This window comes from Edwardsiella hoshinae NBRC 105699 = ATCC 33379, from assembly GCF_000474215.1.
GTDB lineage: Bacteria > Pseudomonadota > Gammaproteobacteria > Enterobacterales > Enterobacteriaceae > Edwardsiella > Edwardsiella hoshinae.
The window spans coordinates 20,025-46,693 of record NZ_BAUC01000023.1; the positions used below are offsets into that span (position 1 = coordinate 20,025).

Sequence of the window (26,669 nt, forward strand, 5' to 3'; positions counted from 1 at the left end):
TTTCCCGCCAGAAAGTGCCCCAAAACCTTTCGCTTAGTTGCCAAGTGAAAGATTTTCGGCGCTAGCACTTAAGTAAAAAAACGCTCAACAAACGTCCTTATCCCCTCCCGCAATTACTGAGCAAACGAAAGATCCATCAGATGAAAATGACGAATGAAAGTTACGTTGTCTAACCGATGGAGATCACATTTTTGTTTTTTGCCGATCGATCATGCACACTACGTAAGACTTGGGATGACCGTACGGGCAACGGCACAGGCCAGCAATCGCCATCGGCGATCACCATAAGAGCCGTGATTGAAACGTGGACATGGCAAAGTCAGCCTTGTGATGGCGTTATCCTGTATTACTGATAGGGGAAGGCGGTGCCGCGCATGGGGCAAGGCGCGGTCTAAGAGGATGCGGACGCGCCCGCTTAAGGCGCCGGAGGGATAAATAGCGCCGCCTGGCGGCTCTGTTCATGCCATAGACTTGTGACGTGAGTGCGCGTCTGCGCCAGAAGCGCCTCACGGAAAGCGACCGCATCACCGATGCCGCGCTGTGGCCACAGCTCGGCTAACGCCGCTAGGCTGACGCCGACCACCACTTCACAGTGTGGGTGTTTATGGCACATCAATGCGGCGGCACGGAATGGCGGAGCGCCGAGAATATCCGCGACGATCACGACACCGTCGCCGCTATCCACCTGATGCAGCGCATCGCACATCATACGGCTCAGCATATTGCTGCTTATCCCATCGCTGAATTCCACGCTGATGCACTGGATTGGGCGCGTACCCAACAGTTGCGTCAACGCCTTCATTATTCCACTACCGAAACCGCTATGACCGGCGAATACGATACCCAGCATAGATCTCTCCCATTCACTCTGCACATCGCCGCCAGACCATGCGGTTATGCTCAATAGACATGGTGTAGCAGGAAATGGCGACGCTGGCAGCAATCGCCGGCAACAGTGCGTCAGGAGTGTGAAGTTAGGCGGAAATGATGTATTTTGCAGCACCTACCCTGCGATCAGCGGCAGGTACTGCAAGATCTCGCATAATCAACTGCGTAATCCGCGGCCTCGCTCGATAAGATACCAAGCCAAAAGATAGAGTCCGACGATAAAGCCCAGCAGAACGGCGAAGGTCTGCGCCAACGAGACGTCATGGATTCCTAGGAAGCCATAGCGGAAGCCACTGATCATGTAGACGATCGGGTTGAGCTTGGAGACCGCTTGCCAGAACGGCGGCAACAGGCTCAGGGCATAAAACACCCCGCCCAAATAGGTCAATGGCGTCAACACAAAGGTTGGCACCAGGCTGATATCATCGAAAGTGCGCGCATATACCGCGTTGATCAATCCCCCCAAGGAGAACAGGATCGCGGTGCACAGTAGCGTCATCACCACCACCAGCCAGCTGTTGACGACTAACGGGACAAAGAATAGAGAGACCAACGTCACCAGGAAGCCGACACATACGGCGCGAGCCACCCCACCACCGACATAACCGGCGATGATCACATGGGTCGGCACCGGTGCCACCAGCAACTCCTCAATACTGCGTTGAAACTTAGCGCTAAAAAATGAAGCCGCTACGTTGGCATAAGCGTTGGTGATCACCGACATCATGATCAGTCCCGGCACGATAAACTGCATGTAGCTGAAGCCATGCATTTCGCCGATGCGCGAACCGATCAGATTACCGAAGATGATGAAATACAAGGTCATGGTGATCACCGGTGGCACCAGGGTCTGCACCCAGATACGGGCGAAGCGATGAACCTCTTTACTCCAGATGCTGCACAGCGCCACCCAGTACAAACGGCTCATGACTGCGTCTCCTGTTCGTCGTTGAGCAATGATACAAACAACTCCTCCAACCGGTTAGCCTTGTTACGCATACTCAATACTTGGATCCCCTGAGCGCTCAGCTGGCTGAACAGGCCATTCAGTCCCTGCTCACGTAATACCTCAACCTCCAAGGTGGTGGTATCGCACAACTGATAACGGTACCCCTCCAGACGGGGTAACGGGCTCTTCGACGCCAGGTCGAGGATAAAGGTTTCTGACTCAAGCTTGGCCAGCAATGCCTTCATTGAGGTGTTCTCCACCAGTTGACCATGCTGAATGATGCCGATGTTGCGACACAGCATCTCCGCCTCTTCCAGATAGTGGGTAGTAAGAATGATGGTGGTTCCCTGAGCGTTCAGCTCCTTGAGAAAACCCCACATGGCGCGACGTAGCTCAATATCGACCCCGGCGGTCGGCTCATCGAGGATCAACAGTTTTGGCTGGTGCATCAGCGCGCGAGCGATCATCAGACGGCGCTTCATCCCGCCTGATAACATGCGCGCGCGTTCATTACGCTTTTGCCACAGATCTAACTGGCTCAGATAGCGCTCGGCACGTTGCATGGCTTCATGACGCGTCACCCCGTAATAGCCCGCCTGATTCACCACGATCTGCAACACCGTCTCGAATGGGTTAAAGTTGAACTCCTGCGGTACCAAGCCTAATTGGCGCTTGGCATTGACCAGATCGCGATCGATATCGTAGCCAAACACGCTCACTTGCCCGCTGCTTTTGTTAACCAGCGAACTAATGATACCAATGGTGGTCGATTTTCCTGCGCCGTTCGGCCCTAACAACGCATAGAAGTCGCCGGCCTCGACGGTTAAATCAATGCCGCGCAGCGCCTGAACGCCGCCGGCATAGGTTTTGGTGAGCTGTGATAGCTCGAGAGCATTAGTCATGGCGATGGGTCAACCTTACGTCAAGCGTTTTGCTTTGGAAGTGACAGGGTAAGCATCGACTCGCTCCGCAAGCGCGGCAAAACGGCGCACTCCGTAAGCGAAGACGGTATAATTATATGTTACATGGCGTAGCGGGTGAAATCACGCGACTGCCACCGGTGGACGTACTTTGCTATGATGCAATGATTCATTGCTGTCGTGGAAGACATCCTGTGCCACCGTTAATTTGGCTTATCGAAGATCGGGCCGACGTCGCCGACTCGCTGATTTATACGTTGGAAACGGAAGGGTTTAACGTATGCTGGTTTAGTCACCGCCAGCCAGCCCTTGACGCCCTGAAACAACAAACCCCGCAATTGATTATCGTGCACACCGCACTCCCCGATGGCTGTGGCATCGATCTGGGACGGGTGCTCCAAGCACGCCATCCGGCGCTACCATTGCTGTTCTTGGCCGACAATGGCGAACAGTTAACACAAATCAGCGCCGAAGCGCCGCCGCACAGCAATGCCATCGCCGCCCCCTTCTCCGCACGCGAAGTCTGTGCTCGCCTGCGTACCCTGCTACAACACCCGGATAAAACCCGTGCCAGAGCAACGCGCCTGGAGTGCTATGGCGACTTCACGCTCAATGAAGCGCGTCACTGTGCTCACTACTGTGGCCACGCCTTACAGCTCACGCGCGCGGAATACGTCTTGTTAAAAACATTGTTACAAAATCAAGGTAAGGTGCTCAATCGCCGCCAACTGACCGACCTGCTACCACCGTTGAATGAGAAGAGCGGTGAGCGCTGTATCGATCATCATCTCAAGATGTTACGCGCCAAACTACAACGCATCACACCGCGTGCCATCCCCTTAAAAACGCATCATGGCGTCGGGTTTAGCATCGAGTGAGCGGCATGGCGCGCGCCACTGTTCCGATTTCCAAAGCGGACGGATTGGCCTATATTAGCGTCTTTCCTGTTACAGATGATTAACCCTGATGAAAGAAATCGAGAGACTGATCGCGAATAACCAGGCCTGGTCGCAGCAGGTGAAGAAGGACAATCCTAACTTCTTTACCAAACTGGCCGAATCCCAGCGTCCACGCTTTCTCTGGATCGGCTGCTCGGATAGCCGTGTCCCGGCGGAACAGCTAACCGGTCTACAACCGGGGGAATTATTTGTACACCGTAACGTCGCCAATCTGGTCATCCATACCGATCTGAACTGCCTGTCCGTGGTGCAGTATGCGGTCGACGTGCTGCAAGTCGAACACATCATCATTTGCGGTCACTTGGGCTGTGGTGGGGTCGAAGCGGCGATTACCAACCCGGAACTGGGGCTGATTAACAACTGGCTGCTGCATATCCGCGATATCTGGTACAAGCACAGCACGCTGCTGGGCGAATTGCCGCCGGAGAAACGGATGGATACATTGTGCGAGCTAAATGTCATCGAACAGGTGTATAACCTGGGCCACTCTACCATTCTGCAATCGGCTTGGACGCGCGGGCAGAAGGTGATGATCCATGGCTGGGTCTACGGCCTACAGGATGGACGTTTGCACGATCTGGACATCACCACCACCAGCCGCGAGAGTCTGGAACTGCGCTATCGCAACGCAATGGCAAAACTGCTACAGCAACAGGTGCAGGAAGGGTAAGACGACGGCCAGCGTGGCCAAGAAAAAAACGCTGTCCGGTCAACGGATTAATTGTGCAGCGTCAACGGACTATTTCCCGTACGATCCGGGGGGCGGTGAGCAAAAGGCGACCTAGGCCGCCTTTTGCGTATCTGAAGATGATAACCGTTACGCTCACGCTTCCAGCATGATGACCTTGCCGATATAGGGCAAGTAACGATAACGCTGGGCGTAATCGATGCCGAAGCCAACCACGAACTCATCGGGGATCGAGAAACCGATATACTCGACCGGCACCTCTACCTCACGGCGGCTCGGCTTATCCAGTAAGGTACAGATAGCCAACGAGTTCGGACCACGCAGGCTGAACAGCTCACGGACCTTACTCAGGGTATTCCCGGAGTCGATGATGTCTTCGACGATCAACACGTCTTTATCGCGGATATCTTCATCCAGATCTTTGAGGATCTTCACATCGCGTGAGCTGTTCATGGCATTGCCATAGCTGGAGGCCGTCAGGAAGTCGACTTCATGCGGTACGCTGATCTGGCGGCACAAGTCGGCCATAAAAATGAAGGAGCCGCGCAGCAGCCCCACCAACACCAGCTCTTTGCCACTGTTACAGTAACGTTCGGAAATCTGGCGTCCCAGTTCGGCTACGCGTGCCTTGATCTCATCTTCCGAGATCATGACTTCTACGGTATGTTTCATCGCTTTTACCTTGCGTATGTGCCGTCGCGCGTGGACGGCAAAATCAACCTGCCCTGTACCGACGGGCCTTCCCGCCCAAGGGCACAAAACAGCGCGTCTTGTTAAGGGCGCAGAGTATAGCAGGCTAAAGGGGCTTCTTAAACGGTTGCGCGTCACCTGACGACCTAGGAAAAGATACCCCTATCTAATAAATTATTCATATCGCATATTAAAAATGAATATCAGGCTGTAGCCTGGACGGTGAAATATGATACCGTCATAGCACAATAACAAACTGTGTTTCCCAGTATGAAAAAATCCTCGCTGCTGTTACTGCTGTTGGGCTTATTAAGTTTTACCACATCCAGTCAGGCGCTCGATGAGATGCAGGCGGAAGACTTGGCTGACTTGACCGCGATATTCGTCTATTTAAAAAATGATTGTGGTTATCATGAACTGCCTAATAGCCAGATTAAGCGAGCTATTGTCTTTTTCGCCAGCCGTAACGGCTGGGATATGAGTAATTACAATACCAAAAAGATGAAGAAACTGGGCGAGGAGAGTTACCACGATTTAAGTCGTATCGCCATGCCGTTGGAAAGCAAATGCAAATACCTGGCGCGCGACTCATTAGGCTTGCTCGCCTACGCCAACTAGCATCTCCCCAGCAACAGAGCAACACGGGAGATGCATCCCAAGTAGCAACAAAAGGCGTAACCCATGCGCTGAGCCGCCCCCTCACCACGCTAACCTCGATGCTCGGCGTGAGGTATCGCTATTCGAGCTCGCTTCCACGGCTCGCCCCTCTTCTCTCCAGCCTGCCGCTGGGCCATCGCCCCACCCTCGACTCGGGCGCGATAGTTGTGCCGTCTATTGCTAGCGCCGCTCGCCTACCCTGCGTCATTCCCGCCAGCGCGTATGGATGGCAAGGTGAAATCATTTCATCACGCACCGTCTGTCGCCTGGGACGAAACATGTTACAGTCATCGACGCGGCCGAGCACAGGGAGGATCGCCATGCAACAACGCGCCACATTATGGGGTGTCTGCGCCATTCTATTATGGAGTATGAGCGTCGCGCTGACGCGTAGCTTGGCCGAGGCATTCGGACCGACCGGCGCCGGCGCCGCGATTTACACCCTCAGCGGCGTGCTAGTGTGGTGTACGGCGGGCGCGCCCAGTGTGCGCGGCCAACCGCTCGGCTATCTGTTGGGGTGCGGCGCGCTGTTCGTGTTCTATATGGTGGCATTCGCTCTCGCTATCGGCCTGGCGCACAGCCATACTCAGACCTTGGAGTTGGGACTGATCAACTACCTATGGCCAAGCCTCACACTGCTGTTCGCCGTCCCCCTATTGGGATTACGCGTACGTTGGTGGCTGTGGCCCGGCGTACTGCTGGCGTTCTCCGGCGTGGTGTGGGTGGTCGGCGGCAGTGGTGACATCACACCCGCGGCACTGCTGCACAATCTTGGCAGCAACCCGCTCGCCTATGGCTTGGCCTTCGCCGCCGCCTTCGCCTGGGCCCTCTATTCGAATCTGCTACGCCGTTACCATCCGAGCCGTAGTGCCTTACCGCTGTTCCTGCTGGTCACCGCCCTCGGTCTGTGGCTACTGTGGCTGACGACGCCACAGCCATCGGTACGCCTCGATGGGACGGCGCTAGGCGAACTGCTGTTGATGGGCGGGAGTACCGCCATCGCCTATCTCTGCTGGGATCAAGCAATGAAAAAGGGCAACGCCACGCTGGTCGCCGCCCTCTCTTACTTCACCCCGCTGCTCTCCATCGCCATCGCGGCATTCTGGCTGGCGGCACCGACGCCCGCCAGCCTGTGGTCCGGCGTCGGCCTGGTTGTCATCGGATCACTCTTATGCTGGAGCGCCAGCCGCCAGCGCGCCGTTAACGCCGCAGAATGAAGCTCCGATAGCGTGCCAACACCTGTAGGAAATCCTCCAGACCGCACAACGAGAGACTCTCCTCATCGTAGTAACGCATGCCTTCGTCCAACTCATCCCCCTCCAGGGCCAGTTGGTTGGCTCGTATCATCACCTCTTCGCTATCCAGCCACAGGGTGTACTCATGCCCCACTCGCTGCCATTGCCGTTCGCTGCCTTTCAGCTCGGCTGCCGCCTGCTCGATCTGCGCCACCAGAGCCAAATCGCCTTTCACCTCTTCATTGAGCCAATGGCCTACGGCCTCATGTCCCATGGAGAACACGGCGACCACTTGGCCGCCAATATCGTGGCGAAATTCATAATCCACAGCCAGTCCCTCCTTTACTACCCCGCAAGGGGACGTTTTTTTAGTGTAAACCAGCGCGGTGAGATCGCCTGAAATCCGCGTCGCAATCTACAAAAAATAACGCGGAGGCCATGGCCTCCGCGTGGTGTATCGCCGCGCGATTTCAGCAAAAATCGCTTAGGGGGTCAAGCGTGCGGGCGTCGCCTCGATTCGATCCGTCAACGCCCGCTCCAGATCGCCGGCCACATCCGCGGGGATCCCCAAAGCCTGGGCTAACGCATCCAGATAACTACGCTCCATAAAATGATCGATGTCGATCACCGCGCAGCTTAAGGTATAGAGCTCCAACGCCTCCTCTTCATCGCCAACCTCCTGCGCCAATAACTTAGGATCGAGCGGCTGCGCCAACGCCTGCTCGATCCACTGACGCGCCTCCTCGCCCAATGCCATGCCTGCCAGTTTTTCGTCGATGGCCTGTTGTTCACGCGCATCGATATGGCCATCACTCTTGGCGGCGAACACCAAGGCCTGCACCAAGCGACGCGCGCGTGCATCAGGTGGCGCGCTCTGTTGGCCGTACTGCGGCTCATCGCGATGGTTCGCCTTCACTCGGGCGCGATATTGATTCCACAGCAGTGTGCCGATAGCCGCGCCGCCGCCGAGTAGTAAGGCGTTTTTCCCCAGCTTCCCCGCCTTTTTGCGCATGGATTTATTGCCCATCAGCACACCGGCTAAGCCGCCAAGCGCCGCTGGCGCCAGCAGTTTACTCAGCCCCTCGGTTCCCGTTTTACCGACTGGCGCGCCGCTGCCCAACAATGACTGTAATTGATCCAACCAGCTGTTACTCATCCGCGTTATCCCCTTCGCCGAATAAACTGAAACTAGATGTAGATTAAAAAGTTAAACGTCAAGTTGTGTCGCTCTGATGCAATATTATGTAACAACCATAAAAAAGGGGGAGCCAACCCGGTTGGTTCCCCCCGCTTTCACACGACAGATCAGACGGCTGTCTGGAAGATCACCTGCTCGGCCTTGGCGGTATAAGGAGCAAGATGGTTAAAGTTAAGGTAACGGTAAGTATCCGCTGCCGAAGCATCAACCTGCGCCATGAACTGTTGGTATTGCGCAACATCCGGCAAGCGCCCCAATAGAGCCGCTATCGCCGCCAATTCAGCGGACGCCAGATAGACGTTAGCGCCGGTTCCGAGGCGGTTAGGGAAGTTACGTGTCGAGGTGGAGACCACCGTCGCCCCATCAGCAACCCGAGCCTGATTCCCCATGCACAGCGAGCAGCCCGGGATCTCGATACGCGCGCCGCTCTTACCGAATACGCTGTAATAGCCCTCTTCCGTCAGTTGTGCCGCATCCATCCGCGTCGGTGGCGCAACCCACAAGCGCGTCGGAATCTGCCCCTTATGGTTATCGAGCAATTTACCGGCGGCACGGAAATGGCCGATGTTGGTCATGCAAGAACCAATGAAGACCTCATCGATCTTAGCTCCCGCCACCTGTGATAGTGGACGCGCATCATCGGGATCATTCGGCGCGCACAGGATAGGCTCCTTGATGCTATCGAGATCGATTTCGATCACCGCGGCGTATTCTGCGTCACTGTCCGCCGCCAACAACTGCGGATCAGCCAGCCATTTCTCCATGCCTTGAATACGGCGCTCCAGAGTCCGACGATCGCCATAGCCCTCGGCGATCATCCAGCGCAATAATACGATATTCGACTCCAGATACTCGACGATCGGTGCCTGATCCAGCTTAATGGTGCAACCGGCCGCCGAACGCTCAGCCGACGCATCGGCCAGTTCAAAGGCCTGCTCGACCTTCAATTGCGGCAGCCCTTCGATCTCCAGAATACGACCGGAGAAGATATTCTTCTTACCCTGTTTCTCTACGGTCAATAGCCCTTGCTGAATCGCCTGGTAGGGGATGGCATGCACCAAATCACGCAGAGTGATCCCCGGTTGCATCTGCCCCTTAAAGCGCACCAACACTGACTCCGGCATATCCAGCGGCATCACCCCGGTCGCGGCGGCAAAGGCTACCAGACCGGAACCGGCCGGGAAGGAGATGCCAATCGGGAAGCGAGTATGGGAGTCCCCTCCGGTACCGACAGTATCCGGCAGCAACATGCGATTAAGCCAGGAGTGAATGATACCGTCGCCCGGACGCAGCGCGACCCCACCACGATTCATGATGAAATCCGGCAACGAGTGGTGTGTCTGCACGTCGATCGGTTTCGGATAGGCGGCAGTATGACAGAAGGATTGCATCACCAGATCAGCGGAGAAACCGAGGCAGGCCAGATCCTTCAGTTCGTCGCGTGTCATCGGCCCAGTGGTATCCTGCGAGCCGACAGAGGCCATCCGTGGTTCGCAATATTGGCCTGGACGCACCCCGGCCACGCCACAGGCGCGCCCAACGATCTTCTGTGCCAAGGTGTAGCCTTTGTCGCTGTCGTCGACCGCCTTCGATAGACGGAATACCTCGCTCGGCGGCAGATCCAGCGCCTCACGTGCCCGCGCAGTTAAGGCTCGGCCAATGATCAAGGGGATACGCCCACCCGCACGAACCTCGTCCAGCAGTACCTCGGTCTTCAGGGCGAAACTGGCGAGCAGCGCGTCATCGGCATGGCGGCGGATCTCGCCGCGATAAGGATAGATGTCAATCACCTCACCAGTATGCAGTTGACTGACATCGACCTCGATCGGCAACGCACCGGCATCCTCCATGGTATTGAAGAAAATCGGGGCAATCTTGCCGCCCAGAACCACCCCACCGGCGCGCTTGTTGGGTACGAAGGGGATATCTTCCCCCATCAGCCAGAGCACCGAGTTAGTGGCGGACTTGCGCGAAGAACCGGTACCGACGACGTCACCGACATAGGCGAGCGGATACCCCTGCTCAGCCAATGCATGTATCTGGCTAATGGGGCCAACGACACCGGGTTGATCCGGCGTAATCCCCTCGCGTGGGTTTTTCAAAAACGCCTGAGCATGCAACGGGATATCCGGGCGAGACCAGGCGTCTTGCGCCGGTGAGAGATCGTCGGTGTTGGTTTCGCCGCTAACCTTAAACACCGTCACCGTCAGCTTCTCTGCCAGCGCCGGACGCGACAGGAACCATTCGGCATCGGCCCAGGATTGCAACACCTGGCGGGCGAAAGGATTACCGGCACGTGCACGCTGATCGACATCGTGGAAACTATCGAACACTAACAGAGTATGGGAGAGCGCCTGTACCGCGATCGGGGCCAATGCCGCATCATCCAATGCCTCGATCAGCGGATGAATGTTATAGCCGCCTTGCATGGTTCCCAGCAGTTCCAATGCCTTAGCCGCACTGATCAACGGAGAGTGCGCCTCACCTTTCACTAAGGCGGTCAGGAAAGCGGCCTTAACATAAGCAGCCTCATCGACACCCGGCGGAACACGGTTGATCAACAGATCCAGCAATAATGCCTCTTCCCCCGCCGGGGGTACTTTGAGCAACTCGACCAATGCCGCCATCTGCGCCGCATCCAGCGGCTTCGGAACCACACCCAAGGCCGCCCGCTCGGCGACGTGCTCACGATATTCTTTTAGCACGACTCGACTCCTCGCTCTCATTGTCATTGTAAGTACCGGGATGCCGGTGGAGTACCGCCGCCTGACGTTAACCTTGCGGTTCGCCGGATACCCGGATGTGCTTTCCCAGCATATCAGTATTTAGCCATAGTGTTAAATGCTTTACAAAAAAGCAACATAACACCATAAAAACCTTTTTACCTCGCCAAGTATGGATGATTAATACACAGATTTGCGCGGTTGTGTATTTATCTCAGCCAATTTTTCTGTATCATGCCTCGCTTTCACCAGCCTGGGAGCGACTATGTCATTAACAACCAATAAGCGACGCGCCCTGACCCTGTTGCAAATCCTCTCTCTGTTCTTGGCCGTCGGCGCGCTATTCTATCTGCTCAAGATCAGTCACAGCACGCACGCGCTGGCGCTGGACCGCTGTCTACCCGGACAAGAGGTGTTGGATCATGAAGGTTTACTATGGGGAATGAACTACTTCCTCATCGCCCTCGGATTGGGGATCTGCGTGCCAGCGATCGCCTTTTTTATCGGTTTCCGGCACGATTAAACGCAGCAACCAGTAAACGCAACAGCAAGCAAAAAAAACGGCGCCCAATGGGCGCCGTTTTTGCCATGCCTCGCACGCTTACTTCTTCTTCGCCTTCGGATTCGGCAGATCGGTGATGCTACCTTCGTAGACTTCCGCCGCCAGACCCACCGACTCATGCAGGGTCGGGTGAGCGTGGATAGTCAGGGCGATGTCTTCCGCGTCGCAGCCCATTTCGATGGCCAGGCCGATCTCACCGAGTAGCTCGCCACCGTTGGTCCCGACAATCGCACCGCCGATGATGCGGTGTGATTCCTTGTCGAAGATCAACTTCGTCATCCCATCTGCGCAATCGGAGGCGATGGCACGGCCAGAGGCCGCCCACGGGAAGGTCGCCGTCTCATAGCTGATCCCCTTCTCGCGCGCCTCTTTCTCCGTCATACCGACCCATGCCACTTCCGGCTCGGTGTAGGCGATGGATGGGATCACTTTCGGATCGAAGTAGTGCTTCATTCCGGCGATCACCTCGGCGGCGACATGCCCCTCATGCACCCCTTTGTGCGCCAGCATCGGCTGACCGACGATATCGCCAATGGCGAAGATGTGCGGCACATTGGTACGCAACTGCTTGTCGACATGGATAAAGCCACGTTCATCCACCTCAACGCCCGCCATGCCGGCATCGATCAGTTTACCGTTCGGGACGCGGCCGATGGCCACCAACACCGCATCATACCGCTGAGCTTCCGCTGGTGCCTTCTTGCCTTCCATCGCGACGTAGATCCCATCCTCACGCGCCTCAACGGCGGTGACCTTGGTCTCGAGCATCAGATTAAACTTCTTGCCAATACGCTTGGTGAAGACCTTCACCACATCTTTATCCGCCGCCGGGATCACCTGATCGAACATTTCGACCACATCGATCTCGGAACCCAGTGCATGGTAAACAGTCCCCATCTCCAGGCCGATGATACCGCCCCCCATCACCAACATCCGCTTCGGCACCGATTTCAGCGCTAGGGCGTCAGTTGAATCCCAGACGCGCGGGTCATCATGCGGGATGAACGGCAGTTGGATCGGACGCGAGCCGGCAGCGATAATGGCGTTATCGAAACGAATGACCGTCTGGCCATCGGCACCGTCCACGGTCAACGTGTTTGCCGAGGTGAACTTACCCAGGCCATTCACGACGCGAACTTTACGGCCCTTCGCCATACCGGCCAAACCACCGGTCAACTGACTGATGACCTTCTCTTTCCAGGTACGGATCTTATCGATGTCGGTCTTCGGCTCGCCGAAGACGATGCCATGATCCGCCAACGCCTTGGCCTCTTCGATCACTTTAGCCACGTGCAGCAGTGCCTTAGAAGGGATACAACCGACATTCAGGCATACCCCGCCCAGGGTAGAATAGCGCTCAACGATAACCGTCTCTAACCCTAAATCCGCGCAGCGGAACGCCGCAGAATACCCTGCCGGGCCTGCGCCAAGTACCACGACCTGTGTTTTGATTTCAGTACTCATCATGACCTCTTTATTGTTTTTCCGGCGGTGTGGATGCACCGTGGCGGCATCCTGGCCTGCACGCCTACCGCCGTCCCCCACATTTAACACTCACCGTGGGGACGCGGCTTCCGCCGGGACACCTGTCGCGCATCACAGTTTACAGAAATGTTAATAATTCTGTAAAGGGATGATCTGTCGCCAAGTGGCTCTGGCTATCGGGCTGATGCGAGCCAGCGTCAACCCTGCCATCGATTCCAGAAAAAGGCCGGCCCGCTGGCCGGCCTCGGACTTACATCACCAGACGGCGAATGTCCGACATCACGCTGTTGATCAAGCTGATAAAGCGAGCACCATCGGCCCCGTCGATCACCCGGTGATCATAGGACAGCGCCAGCGGTAACATCAGCCGCGGCGTAAACTCTTTGCCGTTCCATACCGGCTTCATCGACGACTTGGATACGCCGAGGATCGCCACCTCCGGCGCGTTGACGATCGGCGTAAACGCAGTACCGCCGATGCCCCCCAGGCTGGAGATGGTGAAGCAGCCGCCCTGCATATCGCTGGCGGTCAGCTTACCCGCTCGCGCCTTGGCGGAGAGCTCGGCCAGATCGCGCGACAGCTCGATAATGCCCTTCTTGTTAACATCACGCAGCACCGGAACCACCAAGCCATTCGGCGTATCCACCGCCACACCGATGTTGATGTATTTCTTCAGCGTCAGGCGCTGCGCATCTTCCGACAGCGAACTGTTAAAACGTGGCATCGCTTCCAATGCCTTCGCCACGGCCTTAATGATAAACACCAGCGGCGTGATCTTGACACCTAGCTTACGCTTCTCAGCCTCGACATTCTGCTGCTTACGGAACGCCTCCACTTCGGTGATATCGGTCTCGTCGAACTGGGTCACATGCGGGATCATCACCCAGTTACGATGCAAGTTAGCGCCAGAGATCTTCTGGATACGACCCAGTTCGACCTCTTCCACCTCACCAAACTTACTGAAATCGACCTTCGGCCACGGTAGCAGGCCCGGCAGTGCGCCCCCTGCGGTGGCTGGCGCGCTTTCGGCACGCTTGACCAGCTCTTTAACGTAAGCCTGTACGTCTTCACGCAAGATACGGCCTTTACGCCCGCTGCCTTTTACCTTCGCCAGATCGAGGCCAAACTCACGCGCCAGACGGCGGATCACCGGCGTCGCATGAACGTAGGCGGCGTTTTCGCTAAACTCACTCTTCGCCGCGCTGGTGCTCTGCGAAGCCGCGACAGACGGCGTAGCCGGCGGCGTCGCCACGGCAACGCTCGCGGTCGGAGCTGCCGCTGCGGCGGCCGGAGCGGTAGCATTGCTGACTACGCTGAAGGTCATGATCGGCGAGCCCGTTTTAACTTTATCGCCCACCTTGACGCTAATCGCGCTCACGATCCCCGCGAAGGGAGCCGGGACTTCCATCGAAGCCTTATCGCCTTCGACGGTGATCAGGGATTGCTCGGCGCTGATGCTGTCACCGACCTTCACCATAATCTCGGTCACTTCCACTTCATCGCCGCCAATGTCCGGCACGCTGACCGGCTGTTCGGCGCTGGCTGCGGGTGCACTAGAGGCCGCAGCAGCGACGGGCTCGGCGGCGGCCGGCGCACTACCGCCAATACTGAAGGTCATGATCGGCGAGCCGGTCTTCACCTTGTCGCCAGTGGCGATAGTGATTGACTGCACCACGCCGGCGAACGGGGCGGGGACTTCCATTGAAGCCTTATCGCCTTCGACGGTGATCAGCGACTGCTCCGCCTCGACGCTATCGCCGACCTTAACCAAAATCTCGGTGACCTCGACTTCATCGCCACCGATGTCCGGCACCTGTACTTCACGCAGCGCCGCGGCACTGGCCGCGACCGGTGCAACTGCCGGCGCGGCCGAGGCAGCCGGCTGAGCCGGGGCCGCATCCGCCGCCTCGAACTCCATGATCAGGGAGCCGGTAGAGACTTTATCTCCAACCGCTACCTTCAGCGCGCTTACCACGCCCGCCTGAGGCGAGGGGACTTCCATCGAGGCCTTATCGCCCTCGACCGTGATCAACGACTGCTCCGCCTCGACGCGGTCACCGACTTTCACCAGAATCTCAGTGACTTCAACTTCATCCGCACCGATGTCCGGTACATTGATTGCAATTGCCATTATTCCGTACCTCTTATGCCAGACGCGGGTTTACTTTTTCCGGATCGATGTTGAACTTGCTGATGGCGTCCGCCACCACAGAAGCGGCGATCTCTCCGCGTTTCGCCAGTTCGCCCAGGGCCGCCACGACCACATAGGAGGCATCGACCTCGAAGTGGTGACGCAGATTCTCACGGCTGTCGGAGCGACCGAAACCGTCGGTCCCCAGCACGCGATAGTCGCTGGCCGGTACATAGGTACGAACCTGCTCGGCAAACAGTTTCATATAGTCGGTCGATGCCACGGCCGGCGCATCGTTCATCACCTGAGCGATATACGGCACACGCGGGGTTTCCAGCGGGTGCAGCATGTTCCAGCGCTCGCAATCCTGACCATCACGAGCCAGCTCGGTGAAGGAGGTGACGCTGTATACATCGCTGCCTACGCCATACTCGTCAGACAGGATACGTGCCGCTTCACGGACATGACGCAGCATGGAGCCGGAGCCCAGCAGCTGAACCTTACCCTTGTCGCCCGCCAGCGTATCCAGACGGTAGATCCCGCGACGGATGCCCTCTTCGACGCCCTGCGGCATCGCCGGCATATGGTAGTTTTCGTTCAGGGTGGTGATGTAGTAGTAGACGTTCTCCTGCTTCTCACCGTACATGCGCTCCAGGCCATCGTGCATGATCACCGCCACTTCATAGGCGTAGGCCGGATCGTAGGAGATGCAGTTCGGGATCGTCAGCGACTGAATATGGCTATGACCATCTTCATGCTGCAAGCCTTCGCCGTTCAGGGTAGTACGCCCAGAGGTACCGCCGATCAGGAAACCGCGCGCCTGCTGATCGCCCGCCGCCCAGCACAGGTCGCCGATACGCTGGAAACCAAACATGGAGTAGTAGATATAGAACGGGATCATCGGCAGATCGTTGGTGCTGTAGGAGGTCGCCGCCGCCAGCCAAGAGGCACCGGCACCCAGCTCGTTGATCCCCTCTTGCAGGATCTGTCCCTTCTCATCTTCTTTGTAGTAAGCAACCTGCTCGCGGTCCTGCGGGGTATACTGCTGACCATTCGGGCTATAGATACCAATCTGACGGAACAGACCTTCCATACCGAAGGTACGCGCCTCGTCGGCGATGATCGGTACCAGGCGATCCTTGATGGATTTGTTCTTCAGCATCACGTTCAGCGCACGGACGAAGGCGATGGTGGTCGAGATCTCTTTGTTCTGCTCTTCCAACAGCGGAGAGAAGTCTTCCAGCGTCGGCAACGCCAACTTCTCGCTGAAGTGCGTCAGACGGGTCGGCACATAGCCCTGCAACGCCGCACGGCGCTCATGCAGATAACGCGCTTCCTCGGAGTCAGCCTCGAAGGTCACGTAAGGCAGTTTCTCCAGATCGGCGTCGGCCACCGGGACATTGAAGCGATCGCGGAAGTGGCGTACCCCTTCCATATTCATCTTCTTCACCTGATGCGCAATGTTCTTACCTTCGGCGGTATCGCCCATACCGTAACCCTTGATGGTATGCACCAGGATCACCGTCGGCTGGCCTTTAGTCTCTTCGGCCTTCTTGAAGGCGGCATAGACTTTCTTCGGATCGTGACCGCCACGGTTCAGCGCCCAGATCTCGTCGTCGGACATGTCCTTGACCAGTGCCGCCGTTTCCGGATAACGACCGAAGAAGTGTTCGCGCACATAGGCACCGTTCTTCGATTTAAAGGTCTGGTAATCGCCGTCCAGCGTCTCATTCATCAGCTGAATCAGCTTGCCACTGGTGTCTTTACGCAGCAGCGCATCCCAACGGGAACCCCAGATGACCTTGATGACGTTCCAGCCAGCACCGGCGAAAATGCCTTCCAGTTCGTTGATGATCTTACCGTTACCGGTGACCGGGCCGTCCAGACGTTGCAAGTTACAGTTGATAACGAAGCACAGGTTATCCAGCTTATCGCGGGTGGCGATGGTAATGGCGCCCTTGGATTCCGGCTCATCCATCTCCCCGTCCCCCAGGAACGCATAGACACGCTGTGCCGTGGTATCTTTCAGGCCACGATGATTCAGATACTTCAGGAACTTAGCCTGATAGATTGCCCCCAACGGCCCCAAGCCCATGGAGACGGTCGGGAACTGCCAGAACTCCGGCATCAGTTTCGGGTGCGGATAGGAGGACAACCCCTTGCCGTGCACCTCCTGGCGGAAGTTGTTCAGTTGCTCTTCCGTCAGGCGCCCTTCCAGGAAGGCGCGCGCATAGATCCCTGGAGAAATGTGGCCCTGGAAGTAGACCAAATCGCCGCCATCCTTCTGGTTACGCGCGCGGAAGAAGTGGTTGAAGCCCACCTCGTAAACGGTAGCAGAAGACTGATAGGAGGCCATGTGACCGCCCAGCTCCAGATCTTTCTTCGACGCATGCAGGACGATCATCACCGCGTTCCAACGCATCGCGATACGGATACGCCGCTCCAGCTCCAGGTTTCCCGGATAAGCCGGTTCGTCTTCCGGGGCAATGGTGTTCACATAATCGCGGTCCAGCGTGGCGGAAGGCAGGTTAACGCCGCCTTGACGGGCGGTGTTCAATACCTGATCGATCAGATATTGCGCACGCTCTACGCCTTCTTCACGGATGACCGATTCTATCGCCTGCAGCCAATCGCGGGTTTCGATCGGATCCACGTCATTGAGTAAACGATCTGACATGGTGGTATTCCTTATCTGTCTAATGGGTTATCTGGAGCCTGTCTCCCTGCATTTTCCTAGCAAAAACGCACGAAGACAGGCCCAATCGGTTAGTTGCCTAGCATTAACATCGGTGTACACCCCTTACGGGTCATGCACGGACCAATTTTCAATCTTTACGCTGCTGGAGCAGCCGCAGCGAGCGCTCGCGGCGACTATGCTCACGACTCATCTCCAGCAGAATGTCTTCAATAAAGGCCAGATGACGGTGCGACGCCTCACGCGCCCGCTCCGGCTCACGCGCCACGATAGCCGCAAAGATACTGGCGCGATGGTCGCTCACCAGCGCGAGCATTTCGCGCCGCGAGTAGAGCAACTCGAAGTTTTGCTTCACGTTCTGCTCTAGCATCGGGGCCATGCAACGCAATAGGTGGAGCAACACCACGTTATGCGCGGCCTCGGTCACCGCCACCTGATACTGCATCACCGCGTCCGCTTCACGCTCCAGATCACCCGCGGCCTGGGCATGCTCGATCGCCAAGTGACACTCACGCAGACGGGCGAAATCTTCCTCCGTACCCCGCAGCGCGGCGTAATAGGCGGCGATCCCTTCCAGAGCATGTCGCGTTTCCAACAGATCGAATTGAGATTCGGGGTGAGCGGCGAGGAGTTCGGCCAGCGGATCGCTGAAACTCTGCCAAAGATTGCTCTGAACAAAGGTGCCGCCGCCCTGACGGCGCAGCAACAATCCTTTAGCTTCCAGGCGTTGAATCGCCTCACGCAAAGAGGGTCGAGAGACATCGAATTGCTTCGCTAACTCGCGCTCCGGCGGTAGCTTTTCGCCGGGACGCAGCGTTCCTTCCAGGATCAGATATTCCAACTGCTGTTCGATCACATCTGACAATTTAGGCTGGCGGATTTTGCTGTAGGCCATGTGGCAATGTCTTCTCTGAGCGTAAACGCGTTCTCATCGGAGAGTCGCAAAGTAAATTGGTATTACCAATTTCAAAAACATGACGACAAAGTAACAAAATCTTCACCACTTGTCCATACAGCTATTGATGCAAATCATAAAACGGACGTTTTTTAACAAAATCGAACCAACGACACAGCATAAAGGCAACCAAAGCAGGGTATTACCATTTACGACCGTCATGTATCAATTAACGCAAATTCAACCCGCCTGACCGAGCTGAAGCGTGTAAGCCTAGCCTAATCGTGGCAGCTTGCCGGCTAAACAGCCAATGTTCACGCATCAATGAGCCAGGTGCTCGCCGATCACGGCATCCCCGGCCAAGAAACGCCGCGCTCAAGCGCCCCATCCGCTTTTACGGCTTAGACAAGAAATCAGGTGAATTTTTTTTCGGCTACCATTATTCTAAGATTATTGGTAGTCATCGTTAGCATTTAGATTACCAATCAATGTAAACATAAAATTACGAAATTCGTAGCGATACTATGACAGCCTGGCACGGGCAGCGCACTGAACGAACCGGGAGAGGACAAGGACATATGAGTGAGCAACACGGCGAGCAGTTACAGCGCGGCCTGAAGAATCGCCACATCCAACTGATCGCCCTGGGCGGGGCCATCGGTACCGGATTATTTCTCGGCATCGCACAGACGATTAAGATGGCCGGACCGGCGGTACTGCTGGGTTACGCCATCGGCGGCTTTATTGCCTTTTTAATCATGCGCCAACTGGGCGAGATGGTGGTCGAAGAGCCGGTCGCCGGCTCTTTCAGTCACTTCGCTTATAAATATTGGGGTGACTTCGCCGGCTTCGCCTCCGGCTGGAACTACTGGGTACTGTATGTCCTGGTCGCCATGGCGGAACTCACCGCCGTCGGTATCTATGTACAGTATTGGTTCCCCGAGATCCCTACCTGGGTCTCCGCTGCTGTTTTCTTCTTATTAATCAATGCAATAAATTTAGCCAACGTCAAAATTTATGGTGAATTGGAGTTCTGGTTCGCCATCATTAAAGTGGTCGCGATTATCGGGATGATCCTGTTCGGCGGCTGGCTGCTGCTCAGCGGCCAGGGAGGCCCCGAAGCCTCGGTTAGCAACCTGTGGGATCAGGGAGGATTCTTCCCCAACGGTATCATGGGGTTGGTGATGGCGATGGCGGTGATCATGTTCTCGTTCGGCGGGTTGGAGTTGGTCGGGATCACCGCGGCGGAAGCCGATGATCCGCAACGCAGCATTCCGAAAGCGACCAATCAGGTCATCTACCGGATTCTAATCTTCTACATCGGAGCGTTGGCTATTCTGCTCTCGCTCTACCCCTGGGGGAAGGTCGTGGAAGGCGGCAGCCCGTTCGTGATGATCTTCCACGCCCTGGACAGTAACCTGGTGGCGACCGTTCTCAATATCGTGGTCTTGACCGCCGCCCTGTCGGTCTACAATAGCTGTGTCTATTGCAATAGCCGAATGCTGTTCGGCCTGGCACAACAAGGCAACGGGCCGAAGGCTCTGCTCAAAGTCGATGGGCGTGGCGTGCCCGTGGTGGCGATTGGTCTATCGGCGGCGGCGACACTGCTGTGCGTTCTGATCAACTACCTGATGCCCGGTAAAGCCTTTGAACTGCTGATGGCGCTGGTCGTCTCGGCGCTGGTGATCAACTGGGCGATGATCAGCGTAGCGCACCTGCGCTTCCGCGCCCAGAAAGACCGCGAAGGTGTAGTGACGCGCTTCCGTGCCTTCTGGTACCCGGCAGGCAACTACCTGTGCTTGCTCTTTATGGCCGCGATTCTGGTCATCATGTTCTTCACGCCGGGGATCCAAATTTCGGTATTACTGATCCCACTGTGGCTACTGGTATTGGCCATCGGCTATGCCATCAAGAAGCAACGAGCCCGACAGCAGGGTAGCCTCTCCAGCCACGGCTAAGCGGCGCGCCAATCCCTCCAAAATAAAACCCCGGCCACCATGCCGGGGTTTTATTTTTATCACCGGTTCACCGCCGTTACAGCAACGCGCCGTAGATAGTCAACAGCGCCACTACGACGATCAATGCCACGGTGATACGCCGTGCCAGCATCACTGCCGCCAGCGGTGTCTTCAGCGCGTCGAGATGGGGATCGCGCGCCAACGAAAGCTGTGCCAGACCGGTCAGCACCTGGTAGGGGCTGCTACGTAAATCTCCCAGCGAAGCCAACCAAGCCGGCAACGCCCGCTCGCCGTGTCCCAACAACGCATAGGCGACACCGGCCACACGCACCGGAAGCCAATCAACCCAATGCAACAAGCGATCGATGCCCGACTGGGCGCGTGCCAGCGGATCTCCCTGGCGTATCAGCCAACTCTGGTAGGCGCGTAACAGTGCATAGCCCCCCAGCGCCACCGGCCCATAAGGGCCGGCCGACACAAAGTAAAACAGGGGAGCCAGATAGAAACGGTAGTTGATCCACACCAGTGCGCTCTGCAACTCGCGTAGCCGCACCTCAGGCCGTCCATCAGCGGACAGACCGGGGATCAACGCTAACTCGGCCGCCATCTGCGTCATGGCATTCTGCTCTCCGCGGCGCGCCGCCTTCATATAGACGCGGTAGTCTCGGCGGATCTCGCCGGCGCCGAAGCAGAACAGCCCGACGACAAGCCACAGCAGCAACGTCGGCAGACCGAAAAACAGCCCGTGCAAACTTCGTAACGCCAAGACGAGCAACAGCATCCACAGCAGCAATAACGCCAGACTTTTCGCCAACGACACCCCTTTACCCAAGGCGAACAACGGGGCGAAACGCTGATCGATCTGCCAGTGATTGCCCAACTTAAACAACCGCTCCCAGCCCAGGACCAGTAGTAGCGAGAATAACGTCATCTCCGGTAGCTCTCTTCGTATTTTATGGACGGTGGGATGGTGGCGTTGCCGCCTCGATAGCGGCGAGCGCCATCCGCAACTGGCGATGGAAAGTCTGCCAGCAGAAAGCCGCGCCAGGATCGCTCTTGCGCCCGGGCGCGATATCACTGTGACCGGTCACTCGCGCCGGCGATATCGGGTAATAATGCATGAGTGTCGCACTCACTTCGGCCAGTGCCTGATATTGCTGCGGGGTATAGGGCAAGCTATCCGTCCCCTCCAGTTCGATACCCACGGAAAAATCATTACAGCGCTCACGTCCCTGGTAACGTGATACCCCCGCATGCCACGCACGCGCATCAAACGGTACGTATTGGACGATCTGCCCATCGCGCCGGATCAGACAATGTGCCGACACCCGCAACCCTTGTAGTTCGGCGAAGAAGGGATGATCCGCCGCCGCCAGCGTTCCGCTGAACAGGCGATCGATATAGGGGCCACCAAACTCGCCTGGCGGCAAGCTAATATTATGAATTACGAGCAAAGAGGGTAACTCGCCCTGTGGGCGCATATCGCAATGAGGCGACACTACCCGCCTGACGCCACGTAGCCATCCGTTTTCCAGTCGCATCGCCAAACTCACTTGTCACAGAGGGAAATACCCTACAGGGTAGCATGATTCCCGCCCCCCACCGCAATCCTCCCCAGCCTCTGCCGGCCAAAAGCCGCCGCTCCCTTTGCGCACGCTTACGCAGATAGCATGAGCTCATTGTCGCCACACGCGCTTTATCTGCGGCGGGATACATAAGGCAAGACATCTTCGTTGGCCGATATCCGCATCGCTGGGCACACTACCCGCAATCACCCCGTGGAGGCCCCCATGTCATCACAGCACGGCTTTACCCTACTCGAACTGATGGTGGTGATCGCCATCATTGCCATTCTTGGTGCCATCGCCGTTCCCGCCTACCAGCGTTACCTGCAAAAGGCCGCCATGACTGACGTGTTACAGGCGCTGGCTCCCTATAAGACGGAGGTCGAGCTATGCGCCCTAGAACAAGGCGCTCTCGCGGGATGCAGTGCGGCGCAACTGGGACTGGCGACGTTACCTCCCTCCAGCTATATCGCCAACCTCGATGTCGCACAGGGAGTCATCAGCCTCAGTGGTCAACAAACCCTGGCCGGGTTACAGGTGACGCTAACACCGGAGCTGGATCGCGATGCCGGTACCCTACGCTGGCACCAGCGCTGTCAGAGCGATAATGCAGCGCCCGCCTTACTGGAGTCGTGCCGCAGCATCCTGCACGATGACGGCGTCAGCCCGCTATGAGCGACTTAGCACAGCTATGCCAACACTATCACTGCCGCCTCCTCCACCAGGACGCTCACAGCATCATCATCGGTGGTTCGGGCGAGGCACCTGAAGCGCTCTGCGCCGCGATCCGTTTCGCGACCGGTATCGACCCAGTCTGGCGTGCGCTCAGCCCACAGCAGGCGGAGAGCGCGCCACGGATGGACGAGCAGGCCACGGCCCCGCAATTGGAACAGTTGTTGGCACATGCGCTCGCGCGCCGCGCCTCAGACATTCACCTGGAACCACTCGCCCAGCAAGGGCGTGTACGTCTGCGCATCGATGGTGTGCTGCATCCGGTAGCGCATTATCCCACCAGCCAATTCGCACGCTTAGTCATTCGCTTGAAAGTCCTCGCTGGACTGGACATCGCCCAACGGCGTCTGCCGCAGGATGGGCAGCTACGCCTCACTCTGGCGCAGCGCGAGATCAGTTTTCGCCTCTCCACCCTGCCAACCCTGCATGGCGAAAAGGCTGTGCTGCGCCAGGTGGATAACTGGCAAGCGCCACGTACCCTGGCGCAATTGGGCCTCACCGTGGAACAACGGCGGCTGTTGGAGCAGGCGCTAACGCGCCCTCAGGGGCTGATCCTGGTTACCGGGCCAACGGGCAGCGGCAAGACAGCCACCTTGTATGGCGGACTACGTTGGTTAGATGCGCTGGCGCTAAACATCTGTAGTGTGGAAGATCCCATTGAGACACCGCTGGATAATATCAACCAGACCGCCATCGCCCCCGCCGCCGGCCTCCAGTTCGCGACGGTGCTGCGCGCCCTGTTACGTCAAGATCCCGACGTGATCATGATCGGCGAGATCCGTGACGAAGCCACGGCCCACATCGCAATCGATGCGGCGCAGACCGGTCATCTGGTTCTCTCTACCCTGCATACTAATAGTGCGGCGGAAACCGTGACGCGCCTGCTTCAGCTCGGCATCGCCCCCTACCTCTTGGCCGATAGTCTGTCGCTGGTTATCGCCCAGCGTCTGGTGCGCCGTCTATGCCGCCATTGCCGGCGCCAAACGCCGCAATCCGCCCCGCTACGCTGGCAGCCGGGCGATTGTCCACGCTGTAATGGCGGTTACCGGGGACGACGGGCCCTGTTCGAGCTGTTGCCGCTGACGCCCGCGTTACGCCATGCTATCCGTAACGGTGCCAGCAGTACCCGCCTCCAACAGTTGGCCGAAGAGCATGGCATGCAGCCACTACGCGCGACAGCGCAACACCTGGCGCAGCAGGGGGTCACCGCCTGGAGCGAGGTGATGCGAGTCCTCGGTCCCTCCGGATCACTAACATGAAGCCCCGCCTATTTCACTATCGCATACTGGCACGCGACGGAGTCTACCGACAAGGGACGGTGCTCGGCCTCAACCGGCGCCAACTGTGGCACCAGTTCCAACAGAGCGGAGCCATACCGCTCGCCATCAACGCTGCCTGGCCCCCACGGCGCTACCACTGGCAAGCGGATGCCTGTTGTGATTTCATCACTCAGCTGGCCGATCTCCTGGATACCGGCCTAGCGCTGGCGGCGGTGCTGGCGTTGATGGCCGACAGCCATCCTTATCCAGAATGGCAGGCTCTCATCCACCAGTTGCACCAGGCGATCACCGAAGGCTTATCATTCTCCCAGGCCTTACGTGCGCACCACCACGTCTTTCCAGCGCTGTATGGCCGCTCTCTGGCGGCGGCGGAGCAGAGCGGAGAGTTGGCCGCCGTCTGCCGCCAATTGGCCCAGCATCAACGCCAGGCCCTCGCCCTACGCCAGCGCCTGTTACGCGCCCTGCGCTATCCGCTATTTCTGCTGACTGTCGCGCTGCTGATCACTCTCGCGATGCTTGTCACCCTATTGCCGCAATTCGCACAGCTCTATGCCTCACTGAACGCCCCGTTGCCCTGGCTGACTCAGCGTCTATTAGCGCTGGGCGCGGGGCTACAATCGCACTGGCTGGGACTACTTGGCAGCGCCGGCGCACTAGCACTACTGAGCGCCGGGATGGCACGCCACTACGCCGCAACCCTGCGCCGCCTGCTGCAACGTCTGGCCTTACGCCTGCCAGGCTATGGCCCGCTGTTGCGCGACACAACGCTGGCCCAACTGTTTCACACCTTGGCGTTGCTGCTGCACGCGGGCATCGCCCTGCCACAGGCATTGACCGCCTGCCGCCACGCCCTGCGCCTGGAAGTTTATCGCCGCGCCCTGCATCACGCGGTATTACATCTGCGTCAGGGCGAGTTGCTGTCGGCGACCCTGGCGGAGCGACGACTGTTTCCCGCGCAATGCCATCAGTTGATCCGCCAGGGCGAGGCCTCGGGCCGCCTCGCCCTGCTTTGCACACACCTGGGCGAGTATTATCGACAACAAGCGCAGCGCCGTGGCGAGACACTGACGACCTTAGTCGAACCGGCGATGCTACTACTCTGCGCCGCGCTGATCGCCTTGTTGGTACTGGCGCTATACCTGCCGATCCTGCACTTAGGGGATGTGATGCAATGACGCCGGCTATCGCCGGCGTCATGATGGATGTGATTGCGGGAAATAAGGGGGATCACTCCGCCTGACCGAATACTCGATTCTCCTGCTCGGCGACGCGGATAAACGTGGTGCGCTTGGTCAACTCTTTCAGCCGCGAGGCTCCGACATAAGTACAGGCCGAACGCAAGCCCCCCAAAATATCACGCACGGTATTTTCCACCGGGCCGCGTAACGGCAGGCTAACGGTCTTACCTTCAGCCGCGCGATAGTCGGCTACCCCACCGACATGGCGGTTCATCGCCGAAGCGGAGCTCATGCCGTAGAACATCATCATCTTGCGGCCTTGCTCTTCAACAATACGTCCTTCGCACTCTTCATGGGCCGCCAACATGCCGCCCAGCATGACGAAATCAGCACCGCCACCAAACGCCTTAGCAACGTCGCCCGGCACCGTGCAGCCACCATCGGAAACAATCTGGCCCCCCAGGCCGTGTGCCGCATCGGCGCATTCGATCACCGCAGACAGTTGAGGATACCCGACACCGGTCTTCACCCGCGTGGTGCACACGGAGCCAGGGCCAATTCCGACCTTGACGATATCGGCACCGGAGAGGATCAGCTCCTCGACCATCTCCCCCGTCACTACGTTACCGGCGCAGATCACCTTATCGGGACAAGCCTCGCGTGCCTGACGCAGGAAATCGACGAAGTGTTCGGAGTAGCCATTGGCCACATCGATGCAGATAAATTTCAATGCCGGAGAGAGCGCCAGGATCTGACGTAGCTTAACAAAGTCCGCCTGCGACGTACCGGTAGAGACCATAACGTGACGCAACGTCTCTTCGCCGGCGCTGGCAACAAATGCCTGCCACTGTTCAACACTATAGTGTTTATGGACGGCGGTGAGCACATCGAAAGCCGCCAACGCCTGCGCCATGCGGAAAGTACCGACAGTATCCATATTCGCAGCGATCAACGGTACACCAGACCACTGCCAGCCACTGTGCTTAAAGCGATACTCACGAGCTAACTCGACATCCGAACGACTTTTCAACGTAGAACGCTTCGGGCGGATCAGGACATCTTTAAAACCCAGCTTCAGATCTTCTTCAATACGCATGAGGGACTTCCCTGGTTAATGGCGACAATGTAAGCCGTGCCCGCACCTCGTGGAACACGTCCTAGGGAAAATGTGATCATACAAACGATTGCTTCGCCGTATGACGCCAGTTCCAGTGACGCTATCATACGCAGGAATAACCTGGCGACAAGTCTGCTTTTTCAACAAAATTTCAGGTAAACTCG

23 protein-coding genes are annotated in these 26,669 nt (G+C 57.5%); 9 read left to right on the forward strand and 14 right to left on the reverse strand.

Annotated features, from left to right (window positions below; all coding sequences use genetic code 11):
* Positions 1–415: 415 nt before the first annotated feature.
* The 3 genes from EHO01S_RS11115 to EHO01S_RS11125 form a co-directional block, all read right to left on the reverse strand.
* A complete protein-coding gene (locus EHO01S_RS11115) occupies positions 416–850 on the reverse strand; it encodes a PTS sugar transporter subunit IIA (RefSeq protein WP_024524014.1) in 435 nt (144 codons plus the stop codon).
* Positions 851–1,045: 195 nt separating this feature from the next.
* Complete coding sequence (locus EHO01S_RS11120; RefSeq protein WP_024524015.1) at positions 1,046–1,816, reverse strand: ABC transporter permease; 771 nt, start codon at positions 1,814–1,816, stop codon at positions 1,046–1,048.
* On the reverse strand, positions 1,813–2,739 hold the full coding sequence (locus tag EHO01S_RS11125) for an ABC transporter ATP-binding protein (RefSeq protein ID WP_024524016.1): 927 nt from the start codon (positions 2,737–2,739) through the stop codon (positions 1,813–1,815). Before EHO01S_RS11125 ends, EHO01S_RS11120 begins: the two co-directional genes overlap by 4 nt.
* 212 nt (positions 2,740–2,951) lie before the next feature.
* On the opposite strand from EHO01S_RS11125, the gene EHO01S_RS11130 reads away from it, so the two are divergent.
* Together EHO01S_RS11130 and can are read left to right on the forward strand one after the other, a co-directional pair.
* Entirely contained in the window at positions 2,952–3,635 is a 684-nt protein-coding gene (locus EHO01S_RS11130) for a winged helix-turn-helix domain-containing protein (RefSeq protein ID WP_024524017.1), read from the forward strand.
* A gap of 88 nt (positions 3,636–3,723) precedes the next feature.
* Entirely contained in the window at positions 3,724–4,386 is a 663-nt protein-coding gene (can, locus tag EHO01S_RS11135) for a carbonate dehydratase (protein WP_024524018.1), read from the forward strand.
* Between the two features lie 153 nt (positions 4,387–4,539).
* Here can and hpt read toward each other — a convergent pair whose 3' ends face one another.
* The gene (gene hpt, locus EHO01S_RS11140) at positions 4,540–5,076 is read right to left on the reverse strand and encodes a hypoxanthine phosphoribosyltransferase (protein WP_024524019.1); all 537 of its coding nucleotides are present in this window, start codon (positions 5,074–5,076) and stop codon (positions 4,540–4,542) included.
* 288 nt (positions 5,077–5,364) lie between these two features.
* Between hpt and EHO01S_RS11145 the strand changes: the two genes are divergently transcribed.
* Positions 5,365–5,712, forward strand: a complete 348-nt coding sequence (locus EHO01S_RS11145; RefSeq protein ID WP_024524020.1) for a YacC family pilotin-like protein — start codon at positions 5,365–5,367, stop codon at positions 5,710–5,712.
* Between the two features lie 359 nt (positions 5,713–6,071).
* The gene (gene yddG / locus EHO01S_RS11150) at positions 6,072–6,968 is read left to right on the forward strand and encodes an aromatic amino acid DMT transporter YddG (RefSeq protein ID WP_024524021.1); all 897 of its coding nucleotides are present in this window, start codon (positions 6,072–6,074) and stop codon (positions 6,966–6,968) included.
* Here yddG and yacL read toward each other — a convergent pair.
* The 3 genes from yacL to acnB all read right to left on the reverse strand — a co-directional run bounded on the left by yacL (position 6,952) and on the right by acnB (position 10,889).
* A complete protein-coding gene (gene yacL / locus EHO01S_RS11155; RefSeq protein ID WP_024524022.1) occupies positions 6,952–7,314 on the reverse strand; it encodes a protein YacL in 363 nt (120 codons plus the stop codon). The genes yddG and yacL overlap by 17 nt on opposite strands.
* Positions 7,315–7,470: 156 nt before the next feature.
* The gene (locus EHO01S_RS11160) at positions 7,471–8,142 is read right to left on the reverse strand and encodes a tellurite resistance TerB family protein (RefSeq protein ID WP_024524023.1); all 672 of its coding nucleotides are present in this window, start codon (positions 8,140–8,142) and stop codon (positions 7,471–7,473) included.
* Between the two features lie 149 nt (positions 8,143–8,291).
* The gene (gene acnB, locus EHO01S_RS11165) at positions 8,292–10,889 is read right to left on the reverse strand and encodes a bifunctional aconitate hydratase 2/2-methylisocitrate dehydratase (protein WP_024524024.1); all 2,598 of its coding nucleotides are present in this window, start codon (positions 10,887–10,889) and stop codon (positions 8,292–8,294) included.
* A gap of 283 nt (positions 10,890–11,172) precedes the next feature.
* Here acnB and EHO01S_RS11170 point away from each other — a divergent pair, with 283 nt between their 5' ends.
* Positions 11,173–11,430: a hypothetical protein gene (locus EHO01S_RS11170; RefSeq protein WP_024524025.1), complete on the forward strand. Its 258-nt coding sequence runs from the start codon at positions 11,173–11,175 to the stop codon at positions 11,428–11,430.
* A 78-nt stretch (positions 11,431–11,508) separates the two neighbouring features.
* On the opposite strand, the gene lpdA is transcribed toward EHO01S_RS11170, so the two are convergent.
* From lpdA to pdhR, 4 genes are all read right to left on the reverse strand, one after another.
* Positions 11,509–12,933, reverse strand: a complete 1,425-nt coding sequence (gene lpdA, locus EHO01S_RS11175; protein ID WP_024524026.1) for a dihydrolipoyl dehydrogenase — start codon at positions 12,931–12,933, stop codon at positions 11,509–11,511.
* Positions 12,934–13,204: 271 nt separating this feature from the next.
* On the reverse strand, positions 13,205–15,085 hold the full coding sequence (aceF, locus tag EHO01S_RS11180) for a pyruvate dehydrogenase complex dihydrolipoyllysine-residue acetyltransferase (protein WP_024524027.1): 1,881 nt from the start codon (positions 15,083–15,085) through the stop codon (positions 13,205–13,207).
* 13 nt (positions 15,086–15,098) lie between these two features.
* A complete protein-coding gene (aceE, locus tag EHO01S_RS11185; RefSeq protein WP_024524028.1) occupies positions 15,099–17,762 on the reverse strand; it encodes a pyruvate dehydrogenase (acetyl-transferring), homodimeric type in 2,664 nt (887 codons plus the stop codon).
* A 148-nt stretch (positions 17,763–17,910) separates the two neighbouring features.
* Complete coding sequence (pdhR, locus tag EHO01S_RS11190; protein WP_024524029.1) at positions 17,911–18,675, reverse strand: pyruvate dehydrogenase complex transcriptional repressor PdhR; 765 nt, start codon at positions 18,673–18,675, stop codon at positions 17,911–17,913.
* 578 nt (positions 18,676–19,253) lie between these two features.
* Between pdhR and EHO01S_RS11195 the strand changes: the two genes are divergently transcribed.
* Positions 19,254–20,633, forward strand: coding sequence for an amino acid permease (locus EHO01S_RS11195; protein WP_024524030.1), 1,380 nt, complete (start codon positions 19,254–19,256; stop codon positions 20,631–20,633).
* Positions 20,634–20,709: 76 nt separating this feature from the next.
* On the opposite strand, the gene ampE is transcribed toward EHO01S_RS11195, so the two are convergent.
* Both ampE and ampD read right to left on the reverse strand, forming a co-directional pair.
* Positions 20,710–21,564 carry a beta-lactamase regulator AmpE gene (gene ampE / locus EHO01S_RS11200; protein ID WP_024524031.1) on the reverse strand — a complete coding sequence of 285 codons (855 nt, stop codon included), beginning with the start codon at positions 21,562–21,564 and terminating at the stop codon, positions 20,710–20,712.
* Positions 21,565–21,586: 22 nt separating this feature from the next.
* Positions 21,587–22,174, reverse strand: a complete 588-nt coding sequence (gene ampD / locus EHO01S_RS11205) for a 1,6-anhydro-N-acetylmuramyl-L-alanine amidase AmpD (protein WP_024524032.1) — start codon at positions 22,172–22,174, stop codon at positions 21,587–21,589.
* A gap of 249 nt (positions 22,175–22,423) precedes the next feature.
* Here ampD and ppdD point away from each other — a divergent pair, with 249 nt between their 5' ends.
* From ppdD to EHO01S_RS11220, 3 genes are read left to right on the forward strand one after another with little or no spacing between them, the layout of a single operon-like run.
* Positions 22,424–22,873 (forward strand): prepilin peptidase-dependent pilin, encoded by a 450-nt coding sequence (gene ppdD / locus EHO01S_RS11210; protein WP_024524033.1) that lies wholly within the window; start codon positions 22,424–22,426, stop codon positions 22,871–22,873.
* Positions 22,870–24,189, forward strand: coding sequence for a GspE/PulE family protein (locus tag EHO01S_RS11215; RefSeq protein ID WP_024524034.1), 1,320 nt, complete (start codon positions 22,870–22,872; stop codon positions 24,187–24,189). Before ppdD ends, EHO01S_RS11215 begins: the two co-directional genes overlap by 4 nt.
* A complete protein-coding gene (locus tag EHO01S_RS11220) occupies positions 24,186–25,385 on the forward strand; it encodes a type II secretion system F family protein (RefSeq protein ID WP_024524035.1) in 1,200 nt (399 codons plus the stop codon). Before EHO01S_RS11215 ends, EHO01S_RS11220 begins: the two co-directional genes overlap by 4 nt.
* A gap of 52 nt (positions 25,386–25,437) precedes the next feature.
* Here the strand turns inward: EHO01S_RS11220 and EHO01S_RS11225 are convergent, their stop codons facing one another.
* Entirely contained in the window at positions 25,438–26,484 is a 1,047-nt protein-coding gene (locus EHO01S_RS11225; protein ID WP_024524036.1) for a GMP reductase, read from the reverse strand.
* Positions 26,485–26,669: the final 185 nt, after the last annotated feature.